Source organism: Kitasatospora sp. NPDC050463 (assembly GCF_040655255.1).
Taxonomy (GTDB): domain Bacteria; phylum Actinomycetota; class Actinomycetes; order Streptomycetales; family Streptomycetaceae; genus Kitasatospora.
This window is the reverse complement of sequence record NZ_JBFAJO010000005.1, coordinates 44,144-64,164: the sequence shown is the minus strand read 5'-3', so window position 1 is coordinate 64,164 and position 20,021 is coordinate 44,144. Positions and strand designations below refer to the sequence as shown.

Below are 20,021 nucleotides of genomic sequence, written 5' to 3'. Positions count from 1 at the left end.
CGGCCGGCGTGGCCGGGGATCCCGTCCCACCACGCCGGCCGCAGCTTCGGCCCACCCCCACGACGATCGCCCACGGCCCGAGGTGACGGACGTGGGCGTCGAAACCCGCCCTCCGCACCGGCCGCCCGCACCGGCTCCCCCACCGGAGCCGCAGCGCCCCCGACCGGGCCGATCGCCGCGTGCGCACACACGCCCGCCGGCCGGGGCACCTCCTGGACGACCGGCCCGCCGGCTACCCGGGCAGCCCCTCCGCCCGGCCCCGCCGGTGGATCTCCGCCGCGACGGCGAGGTCCTGCCAGGCCATCCCGACGCTCTTGAAGAAGCGCGGCCGGTCGCTCGGTACCGGCACCTCGCCGCGCACCAGCTCGGCCAGGTTCCAGAGCGCGTCGGCCCCGGTGACGCCCGCCATCAGCAGGTCCCCCGCCTCCCGCAGCGCGGCCGCCCGGGCCTCGACGTAGAGTGCGGCCCGGCCGACCAGCACGGCGTCCACCTCCCGCGCCTGCGGCTCGTGCGAGCCGACCGCCGCCACCGCGGCGTGGTCGGGCACCAGCGCACCGTCGAACAGCGGGGTGCGGGCGGTGGTGCAGCAGACCACCAGGTCCGCCTCGGCCACGGCGGACGCCGTGCCCACCGAGGCCGACAGCCCGAGCCGGCGCGCGTGCCCGGCCAGCGCCTCGGCGGGCGCCTCCCTGCGGGCCACCACGGTGACCCTGGTCAGCGGCCGGACGGCGAGCAGCGCGTCCAGGTGCCCGTAGGCCTGCGGGCCGGCCCCGAACAGGACGAGGTGCGCGGCGTCCGGCGCGGCCAGCCGGCGCATCGCGACGGCCGTGACGGCGGGCGTGCGCAGCGTGGTGAGCGCCGCGCCGTCGAGCAGGGCGACCGGCTGCAGCGTCGGGCCGTCCAGCAGCAGGTAGCTGCCGGTGATCCGGGGCAGGCCGAGGGCAGCGTTCCCGGGGGCCACCCCGGCGATCTTCACCCCGGCGTACTCGGCCGTGGCCGCGGGCATCAGCAGCAGCTCGCCCGCCGGCACCGGGACCGCCGACCGGGCGGGCCCGGCCTCCGGGTCCAGCCCGGCCAGCAGCGCCCGCTCGATCGCGTCGGCCGCCCCGGCCGGGCTCAACGACTCGTGGACCGGACCGACGCCCGGCGCGGCGTACTGGAGCGGCTCAGCCGACGCGCCGGGCAGCAGGAGGGGTTCGGAGCGGGAGGGGGTCACAGCAGGAACCCCGTCCCCAGCGTGTCGTCCGGGTCGAGCAGGAAGGCGTGCTCGCCGGTGCGGTGGGCGGTACCGGTGACCTCGGTGACCACGCCGGCGCCGAGCGGGTCGCCGCCGGGGAGCACCCGGCCGGTGAACACCGTCCCGATCACCGACTCGTGGCGCAGTTCCTCGCCCGGTGCCAGCCGCCCCTCGGCGGCGAGCACGGCCAGGCGCGCCGACGTGCCGGAGCCGCAGGGCGAGCGGTCGATCTGCCCGTCGGCGAAGACGGTGACGTTGCGCTGGACGGGCCCGGCTCCGTCGTCGGGCAGTTCGTCGTACAGGATCACCCCGTAGACGCCCGAGAGCCGCGGGTCGCTCGGGTGCCGGACGGCCGGCGAGTCGGCTAGGGCGGCGCGGATCTCCCGCCCGACGGCGGTGAGTTCGGGCAGCAGCGCGGTCTCGACGGTGAGCCCGAGCGCGGCGGCCGGCACCGAGGCGTAGCAGGCGCCCGCGTGCGCGACGGCCACCTCGACGGTGCCGCGCGAGGTCTGCACGGGCAGCTTCCGCGCGCTGACGACGGCCGGCACGTTGCGGAAGGTCACCCCGGTGGTCCGCCCGCCGGCGCGGTGGACGGTGGCGGTGACCCGCCCGGACGGGACGTCGATCCGTACCCGGGCCACCCCGTCGTCCGGGGCCCGGACCAGCCCGGAGTCGACCGCCCAGGCACCGAGCGCGATGGTGCCGTGGCCGCACGCGGTGGAGTAGCCGTCCTTGTGCCAGAAGAGCACCCCGAGGTGCGCCTCGTCGTCGTCCGCCGGCACCAGGAACCCGCCGTACATCCCGGCGTGCCCGCGCGGCTCGCGGACGAGCAGCCGCCGCACCTCGTCGAGCGCGCCCGGCCGGGGCGCGGTGGCCGTGCCACCCGCGCCGATCGCGACGGCGCGCCGCTCGGCGACCGTGTCACCGGGGATGGCCGGCGTCCCGTCGAGAACGATCCGGAACGGTTCACCGGCCACGTGGTAGTCCACGGTCCGGACGTCCATCAGGCACTCCCCGCCGGCAGCAGGGTGATGGTGCGACTGGCGGTGTAGAAGTCCAGCGCCGCCTGGCCCTGCTCGCGCTCACCGTGGCTGGCACCCTTGGCGCCGCCGAACGGCAGGTGGAAGTCGACCCCGCTGGAGGGCGCGTTGACCCGGATCATGCCCGCGTCCAACCGGTCGGCGGCGGCGAGCGCGACGTCCAGGTCACGGGTGTGCACCGAGGCGGACAGCGTGTACGGGGTCTCGTTGGCGAGCGCGATCGCCTCGTCCAGGTCGGCCGCCGCGTGCAGCACGGCGATCGGGCCGAAGAACTCCTCACGCCGCAGCGGGTGGCCCTGCGGCACGTCGGCGACCAGGGTCGGGTCGAGGTACCAGCCGGTCCGCTCCGGCACGCCGCCGCCGGTCAGCACCTCGGCACCGGCGTCGCGGGCCGAGGCGACGGCCGCGGTGATCTCGTCCCGGGTGGCCGCGCTGATCAGCGGCCCGCAGGACGTGTCGTCGACCTGGGCCAGTGCCTTCACCAGTGCGGCCCTCAGCGGCTCGTACGCCGCGCCGACGGCGATCACCCGGCTGGTGGCGGTGCACTTCTGCCCGGCGTACCCGGCGATCGCGGCGGCCAGGTGGCCGGCGGCCTGCTCGATGTCGGCGTCCGGAAGGACCAGTGCCGCGTTCAGTCCGCCGAGTTCGGCCTGGACCGGGATGCCGCGCTCGGTGGCGGTCCGGACCACCTGTCGGCCCACGCCGGTGGAACCGGTGAACGAGACCACGTCGGCGGCACCGACCAGCTCGCCGCCCTCCGCGCCACCGCCCGGCAGCACGGTGAAGACGTCCGCGGGCAGACCGGCCTCGGCGACCAGTTCGGCCAGCCGCAGCGCGCAGCCGACCGCCTCCGAGGACGGCTTGAGCACCACCGAGTTGCCGACGGCCAGCGCCGGGGCGGCCTTCCAGGTGGGGATCGCGAGCGGGAAGTTCCACGGCGTGATCAGCCCGGCCACCCCGTACGGGCGACGGCGGGTGAGCAGCAGCCCGGGCCCGGCGGCGGTCTCGTGCACGGCTCCGGAGGCCGCGAACGGCGCCTGCGCGTAGTAGCGCCAGATCGCGGCGGTGCGGGCGACCTCGCCGCGCGCCTCGGCGAGCGGCTTGCCGACCTCACGGACGACCAGCGCCGTCAGCTCGTCGGCGTTCGCCTCGACCAGCTCGGCGATCCGGGTGAGCGCGGCGGAGCGGGCGCCGGCACCGGCGGCGAGCCACCCGGCCTGCGCGGCCCGGGCCCGCGCGACGGCGGTCCGGACGGCCTCGATACCGGGCGCTTCGACCTCGACCACGAGGTCCTCGGGATCGGCGGGGTTGTACGAAAGGATCGTCACAGCAGGCAGCCCTTCAGGGTGTTCAAGGGAGTTCAGAGCAGGAACCCGGCCGGGAACGGGTCGCTCGGGTCCAGGAAGTACTGGGCGGTGCCGGTGACCCAGGCCCGTCCGGTGACGGTGGGCACGACGGCGGGCCGCCCGGCCACCTCGGTCTCCTCGACCAGGCGGCCGGTGAAGGTCGTCCCGATGAAGGAGTCGTTGCGGAAGTCCCGTCCGAGCGGGAGTTCGCCCCGGGCGTGCAGCTGGGCCATCCGGGCGGAGGTGCCGGTGCCGCAGGGCGAACGGTCGAACCAGCCGGGGTGGATGGCCATCGCGTGCCGGGAGTGCTCGGCGGTCGAGCCGGGGGCGAGCAGCTGGACGTGGTGGCAGCTGTGGATCGACGGGTCCTCGGGGTGCACCGGCCGGTCCGGGCCGGCGTTGATGGCGTCCATCAGGGCCAGACCGGCGTCCAGGATGTCCTGCTTGCGCTCGCGCTCGAACGGCAGCCCGAACTCGGCGAGCGGCAGGATGGCGTAGAAGTTGCCGCCGTAGGCGAGGTCGTAGCCGACCGTGCCGTACCCGGGCACCTCGATCTTGCGGTCCAGGGCGGCGGCGTACGAGGGCACGTTGCGGATGGTCACCGCGGTGGCGGCGCCGTCCTCGACCCGGACCTCGGCGATCACCAGCCCGGCGGGGGTGTCCAGCCGCACGGTGGTGACCGGCTCGACCACCGGCACCATGCCGGTCTCGACCAGCACGGTGGCCACGCCGATGGTGCCGTGGCCGCACATCGGCAGCAAGCCGGAGACCTCGATGTAGAGCACCCCGAAGTCGGCGTCCGGGCGCGTCGGGGGCTGCAGGATCGCACCGCTCATCGCGGCGTGGCCGCGCGGCTCGTACATCAGCAGCGTCCGGAAGTGGTCGAGGTGCTGCTGGAAGTGCACGCGGCGCTCGGCCATGGTGGCGCCCGGGATGACGCCGAATCCACCGGTGACGACCCTGGTCGGCATGCCCTCGGTGTGCGAGTCGACGGCGTGGAACACGTGGCGGCTGCGCATGTGGTTGCGGCTCCCGTCGGGGTGGGTGGGGTGGTGGGCCGGGCCGGCTGCCCCAGCAGCCGGCCGCACCCGATGGCAGCGGTGTCGGTTACCCGAGACCCTCGGCCAGCGCCTTCTCGGTGGCCGCGCGGACGGCCGCCTCGATCTCCGGGTTGAGCGGCAGCCGCGGGTCGCGGGTGGGCCCGCCCGGGCGGCCGGCGATGTCCATCGAGAGCTTGATCGCCTGGACGAACTCGGTCTTGGAGTCCCAGCGCAGCAGCGAGTGCAGCGCCTTGTAGAGCGGCAGCGCGACGTCCAGGTCGTGCGCGACGGCCGCCTGGTACAGGGCGACGCTGGCGGCCGGCAGCGCGTTCGGGTAGCCGGCGATCCAGCCGACCGCGCCGGCCAGGGCCAGCTCCAGCAGTACGTCGTCGGCGCCGATCAGCAGGTCCAGCCCGGGGGCCAGCTCGGCGATCTCGTACGCCCGGCGGACATCGCCGCTGAACTCCTTGACGGCGACGATCGAGCCGTCGCCGTGCAGCTGCGCCAGCAGCGAGGGTACGAGGTCGACCTTGGTGTCGTACGGGTTGTTGTACGCGACGATCGGCAGACCGGCCTTGGCCACCTCGGCGTAGTGGGCCCGGACGGCGTCGTGGTCGGCGCGGTAGGCGTTCGGCGGCAGCAGCAGGACGGAGCCGGCGCCGGCCTCGGCGGCCTGCTCGGTCCAGCGGCGGGACTCGGCGCTGCCGTAGGCGGCCACGCCCGGCATGACCCGGGACCCGTCACCGGCGGCCTCGACCGCGACCTCGACGACCCGGGCCCGCTCCTCGGCGGTGAGGGTCTGGTACTCGCCCAGCGAGCCGTTGGGGACGACGCCGTCACAGCCCGAGTCGATCAGCCAGCGGACGTGGTCGGCGTAGGCGTCGTAGTCGACGGAGAGGTCCGGGCGCAGCGGGATCGTGGTGGCGACCATGATGCCGCGCCAGGGCCGGGTGGTGTCGCGGGGGGTGTTGGACACAGATGACTCCTTGGTGAGGTGTGACATTTTATTAGAAGGCGCGGGCGGAGACAAGTGGCCCCGCGCCGCGGGTTCAGGACGGCGGCAGTCCGGTTCCGGGGCCGGCCGCGAGCTGCGAGAGGGGGACGGGGCAGGACAGGGGACGGCTGTCCGCCCGCCCGTCGCCGGCGCCGGAGAGGCAGGCCACCGCCGGACCGCACATCCGGCCCTGGCACCAGCCCATCCCGGCCCGGGTGAGCAGCTTGACGGTCCGCGCATCGCCGGCGCCGAGCTCCTCCACGGCCTCGGTGATCCTGGCCACCGGAACTTCCTCGCAGCGGCAGACATCGGTGTCCGGACGCAGCCACCGCGTCCAGCCGGGACCGGGCCGGTGCGCCGCCGCCATCAGCTCGGCGAAGGCGCGCAGCCGGGAGCGGCGGCGCAGCAGGGCGGTGCGGGCCGGCGCACCGGCGACCGCGTGCGCGGCCAGCTCGCCCTCGGCGATCGCCAGGTCGGCCCCGCCGACGCCGCAGGTCTCGCCGGCCGCCCAGAGGCCGGGGAGGGTGGTGCGCAACCGCGAGTCCACCGCGAGCGCGACCGTACCGTCGGCCGTCGTCCTGGTCCCGGCGCCCAGCTCGGTGGCCAGCTCGATCTGCGGCAGCAGGCCGTGGCCGACGGCGAGCGCGTCACAGGCGATCCGGCGCTCGGTACCGGGCACCGGCCGCCAGTCCGCGTCCAGCCGGGCGACGGTGACGGCCGTGACCCGGTCGGTGCCGTGCGCCTCGATCACGGCGCTGCGGCGGCGCAGCCGGACTCCGTGGCGCAGCAGTGCGGCGCCGTGCCCGGCGCCCTCGACGAGCTTGGCCGGAACGGCGGCCAGCACGTCGGGGCGCCGCGCGTAGCCGAGGTAGTCGGTGGCCTCGACCACGGCCGGCACCTGCGCCCCCGCGGTGACCAGCGAGGAGGCCGCCGCGAGCAGCAGCGGCCCGCTGCCGGCCACCACGATCCGCCGGCCCGGCAGCACCAGGCCGGACTTGAGCATGGCCTGCGCCCCACCGGCGGTGACCACCCCGGGCAGCGTCCAGCCGGGGAACGGCAGCTGCCGCTCGTACGCGCCGGTGGCCAGCAGGACCGCGGCGGCCCGGACGGTCGCCCGGTCGGCGGCCTCCGGCCCCAGCGTGGCGTGCACCGCCCAGCCGGTGTCGCCCGGACGTTCCAGCGCCCAGACCTGGTGGCCGGCCAGCAGGTCGACCCGCCCGGTCCCGCGGTGCACCGCGAGCCGGTCGGCCAGGCCGGTGTAGACGGACCAGCCGTGGTGCAGCCGGTCGGGGCGGGTGGCGCCCAGGCCGGGGGCGGGGTGGCGGTAGTACTGGCCGCCGGTGCGCGGGCCGGCGTCGAGCAGGGCGCAGCGCAGTCCGAGGTCGGCGGCGGCCACGGCCGCGGCGAGACCCGCCGGGCCGGCGCCGATCACGGCCAGGTCGTAGGGGCGGTGGCCGCCGAGCCCGGTCGCCCCGGACGCCTCGGTCGACTCGGTCGGCGTGGTCGGCCCTGCCCCCCCGGTCGGCTCGGTCGGCTTGAACGGTTCAGACGGCGAGGTCGGCACGGCCGTTGCCCTCCTGGGTGGTGACGACGGTGCCGGGCTCGGCCGGCAGCAGACAGGTGCGCTGGTTGGGGCGGCCGTCCACGACGGCCAGGCAGTCGAAGCAGGCGCCGATCCCGCAGAACGCCCCGCGCGGCCTGCCGCCGACCCGGGTGGTGCGCCAGGCCAGCACGCCGTCGGCCCAGAGCGCGGCGGCGATCGACTGCCCGGGCAGAGCGGGCACCGGCCGTCCGTCGAAGTCGATGGTGTGGGCGGGGCCGGGTACCGCCCCGACCAGCTCGGCGGGGGTTCGGCGCATGACTGGGGTTCTCCGTTCCGGTGGTGGGGCTGGTGCGATCATCAGGTCGCACCGGGGCGGGCGATGTCTTTGCAAAGCGTTTCTCGCACTTTGCAAAGCTCAGCCGGAGCCGTCGGCGGGAAACCGGTCCGGCCGGAACGGCGCGAGGTCCAGCTCCGGCTGCTTGCCGGTGAGCTGCTCGGTGATCAGCAGCCCGGTCGCCGGGGCCAGCCCGATGCCCGCACCCTCGTGGCCGCAGGCGTGATGGAGCCCCGGCACCCGCGGGTCGGCGCCGATCGCGGGCAGGTGGTCCGGCAGGTACGGGCGAAAGCCCCGGTAGGCACGGAGCACACTGACGTCGGCGAGGACCGGGAAGAGCGCCGCGGCCTGCGCGGCGAGCCGGTGCAGCACCTCCACCGAGAGGGTCCGGTCGAAGCCGACCCGTTCCCGGCTGGCGCCGATCAGCACCGGGCCGCCGGGAGTCCCCTCGACCACCGCCGAGGTCTGCAGCGCGGCCGAACCGCTGGCCACGTCCGCGACGTAGTCGGCGGCGTAGACCTTGCGCCGGACGATCCGCGGCAGCGGCTCGGTCACCAGGACGAAGCCCCGCCGGGGCAGCACCGGCAGGTGCACCCCAGCCAGCGCGGCCAGCTCGCCGCCCCAGGTGCCGGCGGCGTTGACCACGGCGGGCGCCGCCAGCCGGCGCCGGTCGGTGACGACACCACGCACGGCGCCGTCCGGGCCGACGGTCACCCCCAGGACGGTCTCGCCGGTGTACAGCACGGCGCCCTCGCGGCGGGCGGCGCGCAGCAGGTGCGCGGCGGCCAGGGCGGGCTGGACCTGGGCGTCCTGCGGGTAGTGGAACCCGCCCGCCAGCCCGGGCGCGAGGTGCGGCTCGAGCTCGCGCAGCCGCTCGCCGGGGATCTCCTCGGCGGTGACGCCGACCGTCGCCTGATCGGCGGCGAAGGCGCGCAGGGCGTCCTGGCGGGCCGGGGTACCGGCCACCACCAGGCCGCCCTTGGGCTCGTACTCGACGGCGGTGCCGAACTCCTCGGCGAGTTCCCGCCAGAGCCGGGTGGAGAGCAGCGCGAGGTCGAGCTCGGGCCCTGGCTCCTTGTCGGAGACCAGCAGGTTGCCCTCCCCGGCGCCGGTGGTACCGCCCGCGACCGGACCGCGGTCGATGACGGCGACGGCGAGCCCGGCTCGGGCCGCGTAGTAGGCGCAGGCGGCGCCGACCACGCCGGCGCCGACCACGACGACATCCAGGAGAGGTCTCTGAGGCTTGGACACGGCAGTAATATGTCACATGCCATCGCGCCTGCCAAGAGTGCCCCACCGGCCGGCCCCCTCCACGCGCAAACCCATGCAAAAACCCCGGCCCGCCGGGAAGCGGCGGGCCGGGGTTGCGAGGTGGTTCACCGGATCACGTGATGTCGTCCATCTGCTCGTGCCGGGCGGCCGGCACCGGCGCACTGGCCACCGGCGCGTGGGAGGCCTCCACGGCCTCGGCCCCGGCCACCGGCTGCACCGAGAGGTCCAGGTGCGAGGCCTCCTCGTCGTCCAGCCCGAGGTCCGGGTTGCGGCGGGCCTTGCGCCGGTCGTTCACGATGGCGACCCCGACCGCGACGAAGTACAGCGCCCAGATCGGCGCGGCCAGCACCAGCATGCTGACGGGCTCGGCGCTCGGCGTCGCGAAGGCGGCGAACACGGTGATGCCCAGCACCATGCCGCGCCACCAGCCGAGCAGTCGCTTGCCGGTGACCATGCCGACCATGTTCAGCATCACCAGCAGCAGCGGGAACTCGAAGGCCACGCCGAAGACCAGCACCATCCGGGTGGCGATGTCGAGGTAGTCCTCGGGCGGCAGGATCGGCGTGGTGTTGTTCGGGGTGAACGAGATCAGCACGTCCACCGTGGTCGGCAGCACCAGGATGGCGCAGGTCACGCCGGCCAGGAAGAGCGGCGCCCCGCAGGCCATGAAGATGATCGTGTACTTCTTCTCGTGCCGGTGCAGGCCCGGCGCGACGAAGGCCCAGACCTGGTAGAGCCAGACCGGCACGGCCGCGACCACACCGGCCGTCAGCGCCACCTTGAGCATCCAGGTGAAACCGGCGGTCAGACCGATGTTGCTGACCTGAGCGCACTTACCGTGGAACTGGCTGGCGGTCTCCGGCGTACAGTGCGGCAGCGGCTTCAGCAGGAAGTCCTCGAGCTGCTTGTGGTAGACCGCCGCCACGATCGTGACGACCACGATCGCCAGGACCGACTTGACCACGCGGTTCCGCAGTTCCCGCAGGTGGTCGGCGAGGGCCATCCGCCCTTCAGGATCCTTGGGCGCATTCGGCGCCTTGGAGAGCTTGCTCAACCCCGGTCCTCAACTCGTGCGTCGAGGCCCGCCGGTCGACGGGCCTCAGTGGTCGCGTGCGTCACGCGCGTCGCGGAGCGCTCAACGCGGGCCGCCGCCGTCCGTCGCCGTCCCCGCGGGCTGCTCGGCCACCGGCCGGGCCGTCCCGGTCGCCCCCGGGGCGGCCTGGATCGTCTTGGCGGTCTCCGCCGCCACGGCGGGCGCGGGCTGGGCCGGCGCGCTCTCGTCCGCGGCACCGTCCGAACGCATCGCCTTGGTCTCGCTCTTCAGGATCCGCATCGACTGGCCGAGCGAACGCGCCAGATCGGGCAGTCGCTTGGCGCCGAAGAGCAGAATGGCAAGAACCACGATCACCAGGATCGCGGTCGGCGAGATCCGCATGTTCGACCACCTTCAGTCATGGCGGCACCGGCGGGCCGCCCGCTGCGGGGATGGTAACCGCTGCGGATGACGCCCTGACGACGGCCGCCCGAACAGGACAGCGGCCCCGGTCGCACTTTCAGGAGCCATCTGAGAGCGTAACCCGCCGGAACCTCCGGGCAGCAGCCCCCGTACCCCTGAGGTGCCCCTGACCGCCGCCGGGGACCGGCGGCGACCGCCGCGGCCCACCGCCGGCGGCCTGCCACCGGCGAACCGCTCAGCGCCCGGGAACCGCCGCCGCGAGATCGCCGGCCGCCTCGGCCAGCGCCCGGGAGGCCTCGTCCACTCCCCCGGCCAGCGTCCGCACGTCCAGCCAGAGCCGGATCGCGAGGACGCCGAGGACCAGCAGACCGGCGGTAGCGAGCAGGACGGCGGCGACGAGCATCCAGGACATGGCCACCACCCTATCCGCCGGCCCGGGCCCGGCCGTCCCCGACCGGCGCTCAGCCCGGCCCGGCGCTCAGCCCTGGGTGGAACCCCCGGCCGGCACCAACCGCATCGTCCGCACCCCGGCGCCGGTCAGCGCCGACACGATCTTCTCCCCCGCCTGCTTGCGGACCGAGGCCCCGCAGAGCGGGCAGCCGAAGCTGTAGTGCGCCTGGGCCGGCGTCCGCCCGAGGGTGAGGCGGAACTCCTCCGCGGGCAGCTCCACCTTCTCCCGGCACTGCGAGCAGTAGACCTTGAATCTGGTACCCGGCTCCACGGCTCAGACCTGCCCCTGCCCGCCGGCCGTCTCCTGGTAGGCGGCCAGCGCCTCCAGCGCCGCCGACCGCGCCTGCTCGGCGAGCGCCGGCGGCGAGACGATCCGCCCGTCCCGGCCCAGCCGCAACGCCAGCGGGCGCAGCTGGGACGGGTCGGCGCTGCGCAGGGTGATCCGCAGCCCGCCGTCCGGCAGTTCCTCGGCGCGGTCGTGGGTGTAGTACTCGGCCACCCAGCGCCCGCCGGAGGACACCTCGACGACCACCTCGGGGTCGTTCGCGGACGGGTTGACCAGCCCGCCGGAGAGGTCGCGCGGCTCACGCCTGGGCGGGTCGGAGGGGACGTCCAGCACCCGGATCTCGGCGACCCGGTCGAGCCGGAACATCCGGTGGTCCTCGGAGGTCCGGCACCAGGCCTCAAGGTAGGTGTGGCCCTCGGTGAGCAGCCGGATCGGGTCGACCTCGCGCTCGGTCATGCCGCCGCGCCCGTGCGAGTAGTAGCGCAGCCAGAGCCGCCGGCCCTCGCTGAGCGCGCGGTCGATGTCGGCGAAGACGTGGCTCTCCGCCTCGAAGGTGACGCCGACCCGGGCGCTGCCCTCGGCGCTGTCCCCGGCGGCGTTCTCGATCTTGGCGACGGCCCGGGTGAGCGCCTCCCGGTCACCGGCCCGCAGACCGGGCAGGCCCGCCACCGCGCGGGCGGCGACCAGCAGCGCGGTCGCCTCGTCGGCGGCCAGCCGCAGTGGCTGGGCGACGTCGTCGACGTTGTGCCACCAGATCCGCTCACCGTCGGTGTCGATGTCGAGCAGGTCGCCGCCGCGGAAGCTGGTGCCGCACATCGGCAGGACGTTGAGGTCGCCGATCAGCTCGCGCTCGGTGATGCCGAAGGCCCGGGCCACCTCGGCCACCTCGGCGCCGGGCCGCTCGCGCAGGTAGGTGACCAGCGACAGCATCCGCCGGGTCTGGTCGATCGCGTTGCTCATGCCCGCACTCCTTCAGCGCTCTCCACCGCGGCGCCGTCGACGGCGCCCGCCCCGGCCACCGCGCGCAGCCGCTCGATCACGTCGGAGCGCAGCTCCTCCGGGCCGAGCACCAGCACGTCCGGCCCGAACTCGGCGAGGTCGGCGCCGAGCCCGTTGCCGTACGGGATCTCCAGCACGTCCCACTCCTCGTCCACGCCGGGGGTCCCCCCGGCCGGATCCTGCGCAAGGGTGCTGAGCGCCTTGGTGCGCAGCGGGAAGCCGGCGCCGCGGCGGACCTTGACGACCGCGGTCGCGGTGGCGCCCTCGCCGGCGAACTTGGCGACGGTGGCCCGGACGTCGACGTGCTCGGGGACGCTGCCGAGGAAGGCGCCGGACCGGGTGCGGACCTTGCCGGTGATCCGGCTGAGCCGGAAGACCCGGGCGTCGGCGCGGTCGCGGTCCCAGCCGGCCAGGTACCAGTGGCCGCGCCAGCACTCCAGGGCCCAGGGCTCCACGGTGCGCTGCTCGACGGCGGCGGCACCGGCCTTGCGGTACTCGAAGGTGACCGGGCGGCGGTCGCGGGCGGCGGTGAGCAGCGGTTCGAACGCGGTCTCGCGCGCGGGGATCCGTGGTTCGAGGGCGGTGCGGCCCTCGGTCTCGGTGAACGGGACACCGGCGGCACGCAGCTTCTGCAGGGCGCCGCTGGCCGCGCCGGACATCTTGGCCTGCTGCCAGACCCGGGCGGCGAGGGTGAGCGCGGCGGCCTCCTCGGCGTCGAGGGCGATCTCCGGCAGGCGGTTGCGGTCGGCGCGGGCGAGGTAGCCGAGTTCGCCGTCGAGGGCGTTCTCGTCGACGTCGATGACCAGACCGAGTTCGCGCAGGTCGTCCTTGTCCCGCTCGAACATCCGGTTGAAGGCGTCCTCGCTGCTGTTCTGCCAGGCCTCGCGGTACGCCTCGATGGATTCCCGCAGCTCCTTCTTGGAGAGCGGCCGTCTGGTGTTCATCAGGCACAGGGCGAGATTCATCAGCCGCTCTGCCTTGGCGATCGCCATCGCTGACCCTTCCGGTGTGCCGCGCCGCGCGCGGGGTGCGCCCGCCGGGCGGTGGTCGACCCGGCGGGACCGACCGTACCGGTAGCGGTACGCACTGCAAAAGCCGAGTCCGTGAACGCGTGGGGCCGCACCCCCGGGGTGGGGGTGCGGCCCTGGGTCACGACCGGCTCAGACGCCCAGCAGGTCGACGACGAAGATCAGCGTCGAGCCGGCCGGGATGAGCGGGGTCGGCGACTGGTTGCCGTACGCCAGGTGCGCCGGGATGATCAGCTCGCGGCGGCCGCCGACCTTCATGCCGACGACGCCCTGGTCCCAGCCCTTGATGACGCGGCCGGCGCCGAGCGGGAACTTGAAGCTGCTGCCGCGGTTCCAGCTGGCGTCGAACTCCTCGCCGGAGGCGAAGGTGACACCGACGTAGTGCACCTCGACGACCTGGCCCGGCTTGGCCTCCTCGCCGGTGCCGACCTCGATGTCGCGGATCTGCAGCTCGGTGGGCGCGTCGCCGCCCGGGAAGTCGATCTCCGGCTTCGTCTTGTTGCTCACTACTGCCTCTTCTCGCGGTTGGTTCGGTTCATGACCCGGCGGCGGGCGCCCGCGCCCCGGTCCGTTGCCCGGACCACGGTACGGGCGCCCGCCGCCCGTGCGGGGTCGGCCACGCGGCCGGTCCCGAAGGTCACACACCCACCATTGTCACCCGAAAGTGGATCAGCCCTGACCCGCATCGAGAATATCGACCACGAACACCAGGGTGGAGTTGGCCGGGATGTCGCCCTGCGCCTGGTCCTTGTAGCCCAGCGAGGCGGGGATGACCAGCTCGACCCGGCTGCCGACGGTCTGGCCCTCCAGACCCTGGTCCCAGCCCGCGATGACCTGGCCGCCACCGACCGGGAAGGAGAAGGCCTGGCCCTTGCTCAGCGAGGAGTCGAAGACCTTGCCGTCCTTGAACAGCGCGCCGGTGTACTGGACGACGACCTTCTCGCCCTTCTCGACCTTGGGTCCGGTGCCCTTGATCAGGACGTGGGACTTCAGCTCGGTCGGGTCGGCGGCGCCGGGGACCGGGGTGATGTCGGCCGGCTTCTTGCCGTTGTCCTTCACCTGCGGGAAGTCCGCGGGCGGCGGGGTCACGGTGCCGCTGACCACGGCGTCGGGCGCGTTGCTGTTGCGGATGTCGATGACGAAGACCAGGTTGTCCTTGGCCCCGATCGACATGTTCGGGTTGCCCTGGGCGCCGAACGCGGCGGCCGGCGGGGCCACCACGAGCACCCGGCTGCCGGCCTTCTTCCCGACCACGGCCTGGTCGAGCGCCGGGATCAGCGCGTCGGTGCCGGCCTGGAAGATCTGCGGCTTGCCCGACTCGTCGTACGAGCTCGGGATGTCCTTGCCGGTCGTCCAGTCCTTGGCCGTGTAGTCGACCGAGGTCCAGGAGTTCTTCTCGACCTTGGGGCCGCTGCCCTCGGACAGGACCTTCACCACGAAGCTGCCGTCGGCCTGCTCGCCGGGCACCTCGATGGTGGCCTTCTTGCCGAACTCGCCGGTGATGGTCGGCAGCACCTTGGCGCTGTCCTTGATCGGCGGCACCGGCTCGGCGGACGGCGTCGGCGGCGCGGACTTGGCGGCGTCCGCCTTGGCCGTGGTGTCCGTCTTGGAGCCGCCGTCGCGGTTCACGACGTACAGCGTGATCCCGCTGCCGACCAGCAGCACCGCCAGCACGGTGCCCAGGATCACACCGAGCCTGCCGACACCGGGCGGGTTCTCGTCGTACCCGGCCTCCGAGGTGTCCTGGCGGCGCACGTTCGAGGCGAAGATCTGCGGGGTCTCGTCGGTCTTCGTCCCGCCCGCGCTCCGCTTCGCCTGGCCGGCTTCACCCGGCTGGGCCCAGCCCGGCGAGTGCTTCAGGATCGACGGCGGTACGACGATCGACTCGCCGTCGCCGGGCAGCGGGCCACCGGGCCGCGAGTCGGCCGGGTCACCGGCGGAGTTTCCGTTCGCGGTGCCGGCCCCGCCCGGGCTCGACGCTTTCTCAGACATGACTCCCCATCCATCTCGCCACGAGGTCTTCGAGGTCTACGGCCGGCGTGGTGAGCGCCGGAGTGCTGTCGCACTGCCGCCCGGAGCCCGGACGCCGACGGCGCCTACCACAGTGCGAGGGCAGTATGACAGGTCAGGATGAGGGCGGACGCTTCCATGTGCGAGCGCCCGCCCAAGCGTACGGACCCCACCCGTCACTTGACAGGGTTCGGCGCCTCAGACCGCCTCGAGAATGTCGATCACGAAGACCAGCGTCGAGTTCGGCGGGACGGAGCCCTGCGCCTGGTCCTTGTAGCCGAGGGCAGGCGGTACCACCAGCTCCACCCGGCTGCCGACGGTCTGACCGACCAGGCCCTTGTCCCAGCCCTCGATCACGCTGCCGGTGCCGATCTGCAGTGCCTGCGCGCCACCGTGGCTCCAGGACGAGTCGAACTGCTGGCCGTTGCTCCAGAGCACCCCGGTGTACTGCACGACGAGGGTCTGCCCGGACTTCACCGGCTTGCCCTCGCCCTTGATCAGCACCGCCTGCTGGAGGTCGGTGGGCGCGGGCTGCCCGGGCGGGACGGTGATCGTCACCGCGGCCTTGCCGTTGTCCTTCACCTGCGGGAGGTTCGCCGGCGGCTGGGTCATGGCGCCGGAGAGGGTGGAGTCCTGCGGCAGGCTCTCCATGATGTCCAGCACGAACACCACCGTGTCGCCGGGGCCGACCCCGAGCTGGCTGTTGCCCTGGGTGCCGAACGCGGCGGCCGGCGGGGCCACGACCAGCAGCCGGCTGCCGACCTTCTTGCCGATCACGCTCTGGTCGAAGGCGGGCACCAGTTGCCCGCTGCCCGCCTGGTACAGCTGTGGCTTGCCGCCCTCGTCGTAGGAGCTGGGCAGGTCCTTGCCGGTCGTCCAGTCCTTGGCCGAGTAGTTCACCGTCACCCAGTCGCCCTTGTTGACCGTGGAGCGGTCGCCCTCACTGACGGTGTTCACCACGAACTGACCGCTGGGCGCCCCGTCCGGGATGGTGATGGTGGCCTTGCTCCCGAACCCGCCGCCCGACAGGGTCGGCATCGGCGCGGCCTCGTTCACCGGCGCCGGCACGGTGGGGGCCGCGCTGGACACCGTGGGGGTCGCCGGGCTGGTCGCCTTGGTGGAGCTGCTGCAGGCGACCGCCAGCAGCAGGGGCAGGGTGAGAAGCAAACCGGCGGAGCGGCGCACGGCGATCCTAACTGTCGGTCAAAGTCGGTTCTCCGGACTCGACGGACAGCGTATTCCCCGACGGTGTCCGGCCCCGGTAGACACCGCCGGGGCCGGACACCGCAAAGATCACAACGGGACCGCTCGACCTCACATCCCCGCGATCAGCTTCTCCACCCGCTCGTCCACCGAGCGGAACGGGTCCTTGCAGAGCACCGTCCGCTGCGCCTGGTCGTTCAGCTTCAGGTGCACCCAGTCGACCGTGAAGTCCCGGCGCTGCTCCTGCGCCCGGCGGATGAAGTCCCCGCGCAGCCGGGCCCGGGTGGTCTGCGGCGGGACGGACTTGGCCTCGAAGGTCTTGAGGTCGGTGGTCATCCGCTTCGCCTGGCCCTTGCCCTGGAGCAGGTAGAACAGGCCCCGCCGGCGGTGGATGTCGTGGTACGCGAGGTCGATCTGGGCCACCCGGGGGTTGGACATGCTCATCTGGTGCTTCTCGCGGTAGCGCTCGATGAGCTTGTACTTCATGATCCAGTCGATCTCGGTGGCCACCCCGTCCAGCCGCTCGCTGCGGACGGCCTCCAGGGTGCGGCCCCAGAGGTCCAGCACCTGGGCGATGGTGCCGGTGTTGATGCCCTTGCGGTCGGCGAACTCCAGCGCCTTGCTGTAGTACTCCTCCTGGATGTCCAGCGCGCTGGCCTCCCGGCCGTTGGCGAGCCGGACCTGGTGGGTGCCGGTGAGGTCGTGGCTGACCTCGCGGATCGCCCGGATCGGGTTCTCCAGGGTGAGGTCGCGCATCACCACGCCGGCCTCGATCAGCCGGAGCACCAGGTCGGTGGCGCCGACCTTGAGCAGGGTGGTGGTCTCGGACATGTTGGAGTCGCCGACGATGACGTGCAGCCGGCGGTAGCGCTCGGCGTCGGCGTGCGGCTCGTCGCGGGTGTTGATGATCGGGCGGGAGCGGGTGGTCGCGGAGCTGACGCCCTCCCAGATGTGCTCGGCGCGCTGGCTGACGCAGAACACCGCGCCGCGCGGGGTCTGCAGCACCTTGCCGGCACCGCAGATCAGCTGGCGGGTCACCAGGAACGGGATCAGCACGTCGGCCAGCCGGGAGAACTCGCCGTGCCGGGCCACCAGGTAGTTCTCGTGGCAGCCGTAGGAGTTGCCGGCCGAGTCGGTGTTGTTCTTGAACAGGTAGACGTCCCCCGCGATGCCCTCCTCGTGCAGCCGCCGCTCGGCGTCCACCAGGAGCCCCTCGAGGATGCGCTCGCCGGCCTTGTCGTGCGTCACCAGCTCGACGACGTCGTCGCACTCGGGGGTGGCGTACTCCGGGTGGGAGCCCACGTCGAGGTAGAGGCGGGCACCGTTGCGCAGGAACACGTTGCTGCTGCGGCCCCAGGAGACAACGCGGCGGAAGAGGTAGCGCGCCACCTCGTCCGGTGACAGCCGTCGCTGGCCCCGGAACGTGCAGGTGACGCCGTACTCGTTCTCCAGCCCGAAAATTCGGCGGTCCATGGCACCTTCTCTCGAAGGAATCACCGGCTGTGGCCGGTGCGCGGATCGGGATCCTGAACTCTGCGGCGCTGGGCCGCAGCTGGCCTCATGGGCTGATCCCCTGCTTCGGCAGCGGGCAGGGCTTGTCCGGGGCCGGCCGTCAGGTCGGCTTGAAGCCCCGCGGTCTCGACCGTTGGGGAGGAGTCACGAGGCATCCATTCTCTGGGAGGACCTCCGAGGGGAGTCCCGTACGACGGCGGGCGACCGCCGCACGGGACTCCACGGGCACTGCTAGTCCGACTGGTCCGGCTGGTCCTGCTGGTCCGCCGGCGGGGCGGCCGCCGGCTTCTCGTCCTCGTCCGTCTCGGCGGTCTCGTCGCCGTCGAGCAGCCGGGCGAGCTGGCCGCCCAGGATGCGCTTGAACTTGCGCTGCTGGAAGCGCTGGCGGTCCAGGACCGCCACCTCCAGCTGCTCGGGCGTCAGGGTGCGCGGGCTGCCGCCGTTTGGGTCCCGGGCGAGGGAGTCCACCGCGACCTTGATCGCGTCGGTCAGGGACAGCCCGCTGCGGTGGCGCTGGCCCAGGTAGTTGCCGATCGAGTCGGCGTTGCCGCCGACCACCACGTAGTTCTTCTCGTCGACGACCGATCCGTCCGGCGTGAGCCGGTAGATCTGGTCCTCGTCCGGCGTGCGGCCGACCTCGGCCACGATCAGCTCGACCTCGTACGGCTTCTCGCCGACCGAGGAGAAGATGGTGCCGAGCGTCTGGGCGTAGACGTTGGCCAGGCCCCGGGCGGTGACGTCGGCCCGATCGTAGGAGTAGCCGCGCAGGTCGGCGTAGCGGACGCCGCCGATGCGCAGGTTCTCGAACTCGTTGTAGCGGCCGACCGCCGCGAAGGCGATCTTGTCGTAGATCTCGGAGACCTTGTGGAGCGCCCGCGAGGTGTTCTCCGCGACGAAGACGATGCCGTCGACGTAGGTGAGCACGACCACGCTGCGACCGCGCGCGATGCCCTTGCGGGCGTACTCCGCGCGGTCCGCCATGGCCTGCTGGGGCGAGACGTAGAACGGTGTCGACACCGGCGGTCGTCCCTTCCTTGGTAGGTGTGGCTAGATCAGCGGGGCCTGCGGGCCGTTGGGGTGGATGAGGCGCTCGTCGGTGATCGAGACGGCGATCGCGGAGACCTCGGCCTCGGTGAGCCGGCGGAAGCCGTCCTCGGTGATCAGCGAGACGATCGGGAAGATCTTCCGGGCGAGGTCCGGACCGCCGGTGGCGGAGTCGTCGTCGGCCGCGTCGTAGAGCGCCTGGACGACCAGGGTGGAGGCCTGCTGGGCGGTCAGGTCCGCGCGGTAGAGCTTCTTCAGCGAACCGCGGGCGAAGACCGAGCCGGAGCCGGTGGAGGCGAACCCGCGCTCCTCGGAGCGGCCGCCGGTGACGTCGTAGGTGAAGATCCGGCCGCGGCCGAGATCGAGGTCGTAGCCGGCGAAGAGCGGGACCACCGCGAGACCCTGCATCGCCATGCCGAGGTTGCCCCGGATCATGGTGGTGAGGCGGTTGGCCTTGCCCTCCAGCGAGAGCACGGCACCCTCGATCTTCTCGTAGTGCTCCAGCTCCAGTTGGAAGAGCCGGACCATCTCGACCGCGAGCCCGGCGGTGCCGGCGATGCCCACCGCGCTGTACTCGTCGGCCGGGAAGACCTTCTCGATGTCGCGCTGGGCGATCACGTTGCCCATGGTGGCGCGGCGGTCACCGGCGATGACCACGCCGCCGTCGAACACCGCCGCGACGATCGTCGTCCCGTGCGGGGCCTCGATGACCGACCCCGCGGGCAGCTCGCGGCGGCCGGGGATCAGCTCCGGCTGGTGGTCGGCCAGGAAGTCGAGGAACGACGAGGACCCCGGGGTCAGGAAGGCAGCCGGTAGACGCCCGGTGCCACGAGTGTTGGCTTCCACACGATTCCTTCCAGGTAGCTTGAAGCGCACGCTGCCCGCACCCTACCCGCCGACGATCACCGTCCATGCGCGGTGGGCCGGACCGGGGCGGACGGGCGGCTCTGCCGCCCGTCCGCCCTCGGCGGTCGCGACCGTGAATTCCCTGAATGCCCGAACGGGGCTACTCGCCGCCCTTTTGCACGAACTGGCGTACAAAATCCTCGGCATTCGACTCGAGGACCTCGTCGATTTCGTCGAGAACCGCGTCGACGTCGTCGCTCAGCTTTTCCTGGCGCTCCTTGAGGTCGTCGGAATTCTGCGCTTCCGCAGCCTGCTCCTCGACCTCCTCGGAGGAGCGGTTCGCCCGCTGCTGGCCGCCGTCGGTGTCCTTGCTCGCCATTT

21 protein-coding genes are annotated in these 20,021 nt (G+C 73.4%); all 21 read right to left on the bottom strand.

Going from position 1 to position 20,021, the window contains the following annotated elements; translation table 11 throughout:
- Window positions 1–232: 232 nt before the first annotated feature.
- The 21 genes from AB0J08_RS05005 to AB0J08_RS04905 all read right to left on the bottom strand — a co-directional run bounded on the left by AB0J08_RS05005 (window position 233) and on the right by AB0J08_RS04905 (window position 20,019).
- On the bottom strand, window positions 233–1,120 hold the full coding sequence (locus AB0J08_RS05005) for an ornithine cyclodeaminase family protein (protein ID WP_360627352.1): 888 nt from the start codon (window positions 1,118–1,120) through the stop codon (window positions 233–235).
- A gap of 92 nt (window positions 1,121–1,212) precedes the next feature.
- The gene (locus tag AB0J08_RS05000) at window positions 1,213–2,241 is read right to left on the bottom strand and encodes a proline racemase family protein (RefSeq protein WP_360627023.1); all 1,029 of its coding nucleotides are present in this window, start codon (window positions 2,239–2,241) and stop codon (window positions 1,213–1,215) included.
- Window positions 2,241–3,614, bottom strand: a complete 1,374-nt coding sequence (locus tag AB0J08_RS04995) for an aldehyde dehydrogenase family protein (RefSeq protein WP_360627349.1) — start codon at window positions 3,612–3,614, stop codon at window positions 2,241–2,243. Before AB0J08_RS04995 ends, AB0J08_RS05000 begins: the two co-directional genes overlap by 1 nt.
- A gap of 23 nt (window positions 3,615–3,637) precedes the next feature.
- Entirely contained in the window at window positions 3,638–4,642 is a 1,005-nt protein-coding gene (locus AB0J08_RS04990) for a proline racemase family protein (protein ID WP_360627020.1), read from the bottom strand.
- 88 nt (window positions 4,643–4,730) lie between these two features.
- Entirely contained in the window at window positions 4,731–5,639 is a 909-nt protein-coding gene (locus AB0J08_RS04985) for a dihydrodipicolinate synthase family protein (RefSeq protein ID WP_360627017.1), read from the bottom strand.
- A 73-nt stretch (window positions 5,640–5,712) separates the two neighbouring features.
- Window positions 5,713–7,089, bottom strand: a complete 1,377-nt coding sequence (locus tag AB0J08_RS04980; protein WP_360627346.1) for an NAD(P)/FAD-dependent oxidoreductase — start codon at window positions 7,087–7,089, stop codon at window positions 5,713–5,715.
- 112 nt (window positions 7,090–7,201) lie between these two features.
- On the bottom strand, window positions 7,202–7,516 hold the full coding sequence (locus tag AB0J08_RS04975) for a (2Fe-2S)-binding protein (RefSeq protein WP_360627014.1): 315 nt from the start codon (window positions 7,514–7,516) through the stop codon (window positions 7,202–7,204).
- 99 nt (window positions 7,517–7,615) lie between these two features.
- Window positions 7,616–8,785, bottom strand: coding sequence for an FAD-binding oxidoreductase (locus AB0J08_RS04970; RefSeq protein ID WP_360627011.1), 1,170 nt, complete (start codon window positions 8,783–8,785; stop codon window positions 7,616–7,618).
- Window positions 8,786–8,918: 133 nt separating this feature from the next.
- Entirely contained in the window at window positions 8,919–9,860 is a 942-nt protein-coding gene (gene tatC, locus AB0J08_RS04965) for a twin-arginine translocase subunit TatC (RefSeq protein ID WP_360627008.1), read from the bottom strand.
- Window positions 9,861–9,941: 81 nt separating this feature from the next.
- Entirely contained in the window at window positions 9,942–10,241 is a 300-nt protein-coding gene (tatA, locus tag AB0J08_RS04960; RefSeq protein WP_360627005.1) for a Sec-independent protein translocase subunit TatA, read from the bottom strand.
- Window positions 10,242–10,497: 256 nt separating this feature from the next.
- A complete protein-coding gene (locus AB0J08_RS04955; RefSeq protein WP_360627002.1) occupies window positions 10,498–10,674 on the bottom strand; it encodes a hypothetical protein in 177 nt (58 codons plus the stop codon).
- A 66-nt stretch (window positions 10,675–10,740) separates the two neighbouring features.
- A complete protein-coding gene (locus AB0J08_RS04950; RefSeq protein ID WP_360626999.1) occupies window positions 10,741–10,983 on the bottom strand; it encodes a hypothetical protein in 243 nt (80 codons plus the stop codon).
- Window positions 10,984–10,986: 3 nt separating this feature from the next.
- Window positions 10,987–11,958: a WYL domain-containing protein gene (locus tag AB0J08_RS04945; protein ID WP_360626996.1), complete on the bottom strand. Its 972-nt coding sequence runs from the start codon at window positions 11,956–11,958 to the stop codon at window positions 10,987–10,989.
- Window positions 11,955–12,989, bottom strand: coding sequence for a WYL domain-containing protein (locus AB0J08_RS04940; protein ID WP_360626993.1), 1,035 nt, complete (start codon window positions 12,987–12,989; stop codon window positions 11,955–11,957). The genes AB0J08_RS04945 and AB0J08_RS04940 overlap by 4 nt, the downstream gene beginning before the upstream one ends.
- 168 nt (window positions 12,990–13,157) lie before the next feature.
- Window positions 13,158–13,532, bottom strand: a complete 375-nt coding sequence (locus AB0J08_RS04935) for an FKBP-type peptidyl-prolyl cis-trans isomerase (protein ID WP_360626990.1) — start codon at window positions 13,530–13,532, stop codon at window positions 13,158–13,160.
- A gap of 162 nt (window positions 13,533–13,694) precedes the next feature.
- Window positions 13,695–15,017 carry an FKBP-type peptidyl-prolyl cis-trans isomerase gene (locus tag AB0J08_RS04930; protein ID WP_360626987.1) on the bottom strand — a complete coding sequence of 441 codons (1,323 nt, stop codon included), beginning with the start codon at window positions 15,015–15,017 and terminating at the stop codon, window positions 13,695–13,697.
- A 216-nt stretch (window positions 15,018–15,233) separates the two neighbouring features.
- Window positions 15,234–16,220 (bottom strand): FKBP-type peptidyl-prolyl cis-trans isomerase, encoded by a 987-nt coding sequence (locus AB0J08_RS04925; RefSeq protein WP_360626984.1) that lies wholly within the window; start codon window positions 16,218–16,220, stop codon window positions 15,234–15,236.
- Window positions 16,221–16,349: 129 nt separating this feature from the next.
- Window positions 16,350–17,711: a Pup--protein ligase gene (gene pafA / locus AB0J08_RS04920; protein ID WP_360626981.1), complete on the bottom strand. Its 1,362-nt coding sequence runs from the start codon at window positions 17,709–17,711 to the stop codon at window positions 16,350–16,352.
- 270 nt (window positions 17,712–17,981) lie between these two features.
- A complete protein-coding gene (gene prcA / locus AB0J08_RS04915) occupies window positions 17,982–18,767 on the bottom strand; it encodes a proteasome subunit alpha (RefSeq protein WP_360626978.1) in 786 nt (261 codons plus the stop codon).
- Window positions 18,768–18,797: 30 nt separating this feature from the next.
- Entirely contained in the window at window positions 18,798–19,640 is an 843-nt protein-coding gene (gene prcB / locus AB0J08_RS04910; protein WP_360626975.1) for a proteasome subunit beta, read from the bottom strand.
- Window positions 19,641–19,800: 160 nt separating this feature from the next.
- The gene (locus AB0J08_RS04905; protein WP_360626972.1) at window positions 19,801–20,019 is read right to left on the bottom strand and encodes a ubiquitin-like protein Pup; all 219 of its coding nucleotides are present in this window, start codon (window positions 20,017–20,019) and stop codon (window positions 19,801–19,803) included.
- Between the last annotated feature and the right edge of the window lie 2 nt (window positions 20,020–20,021).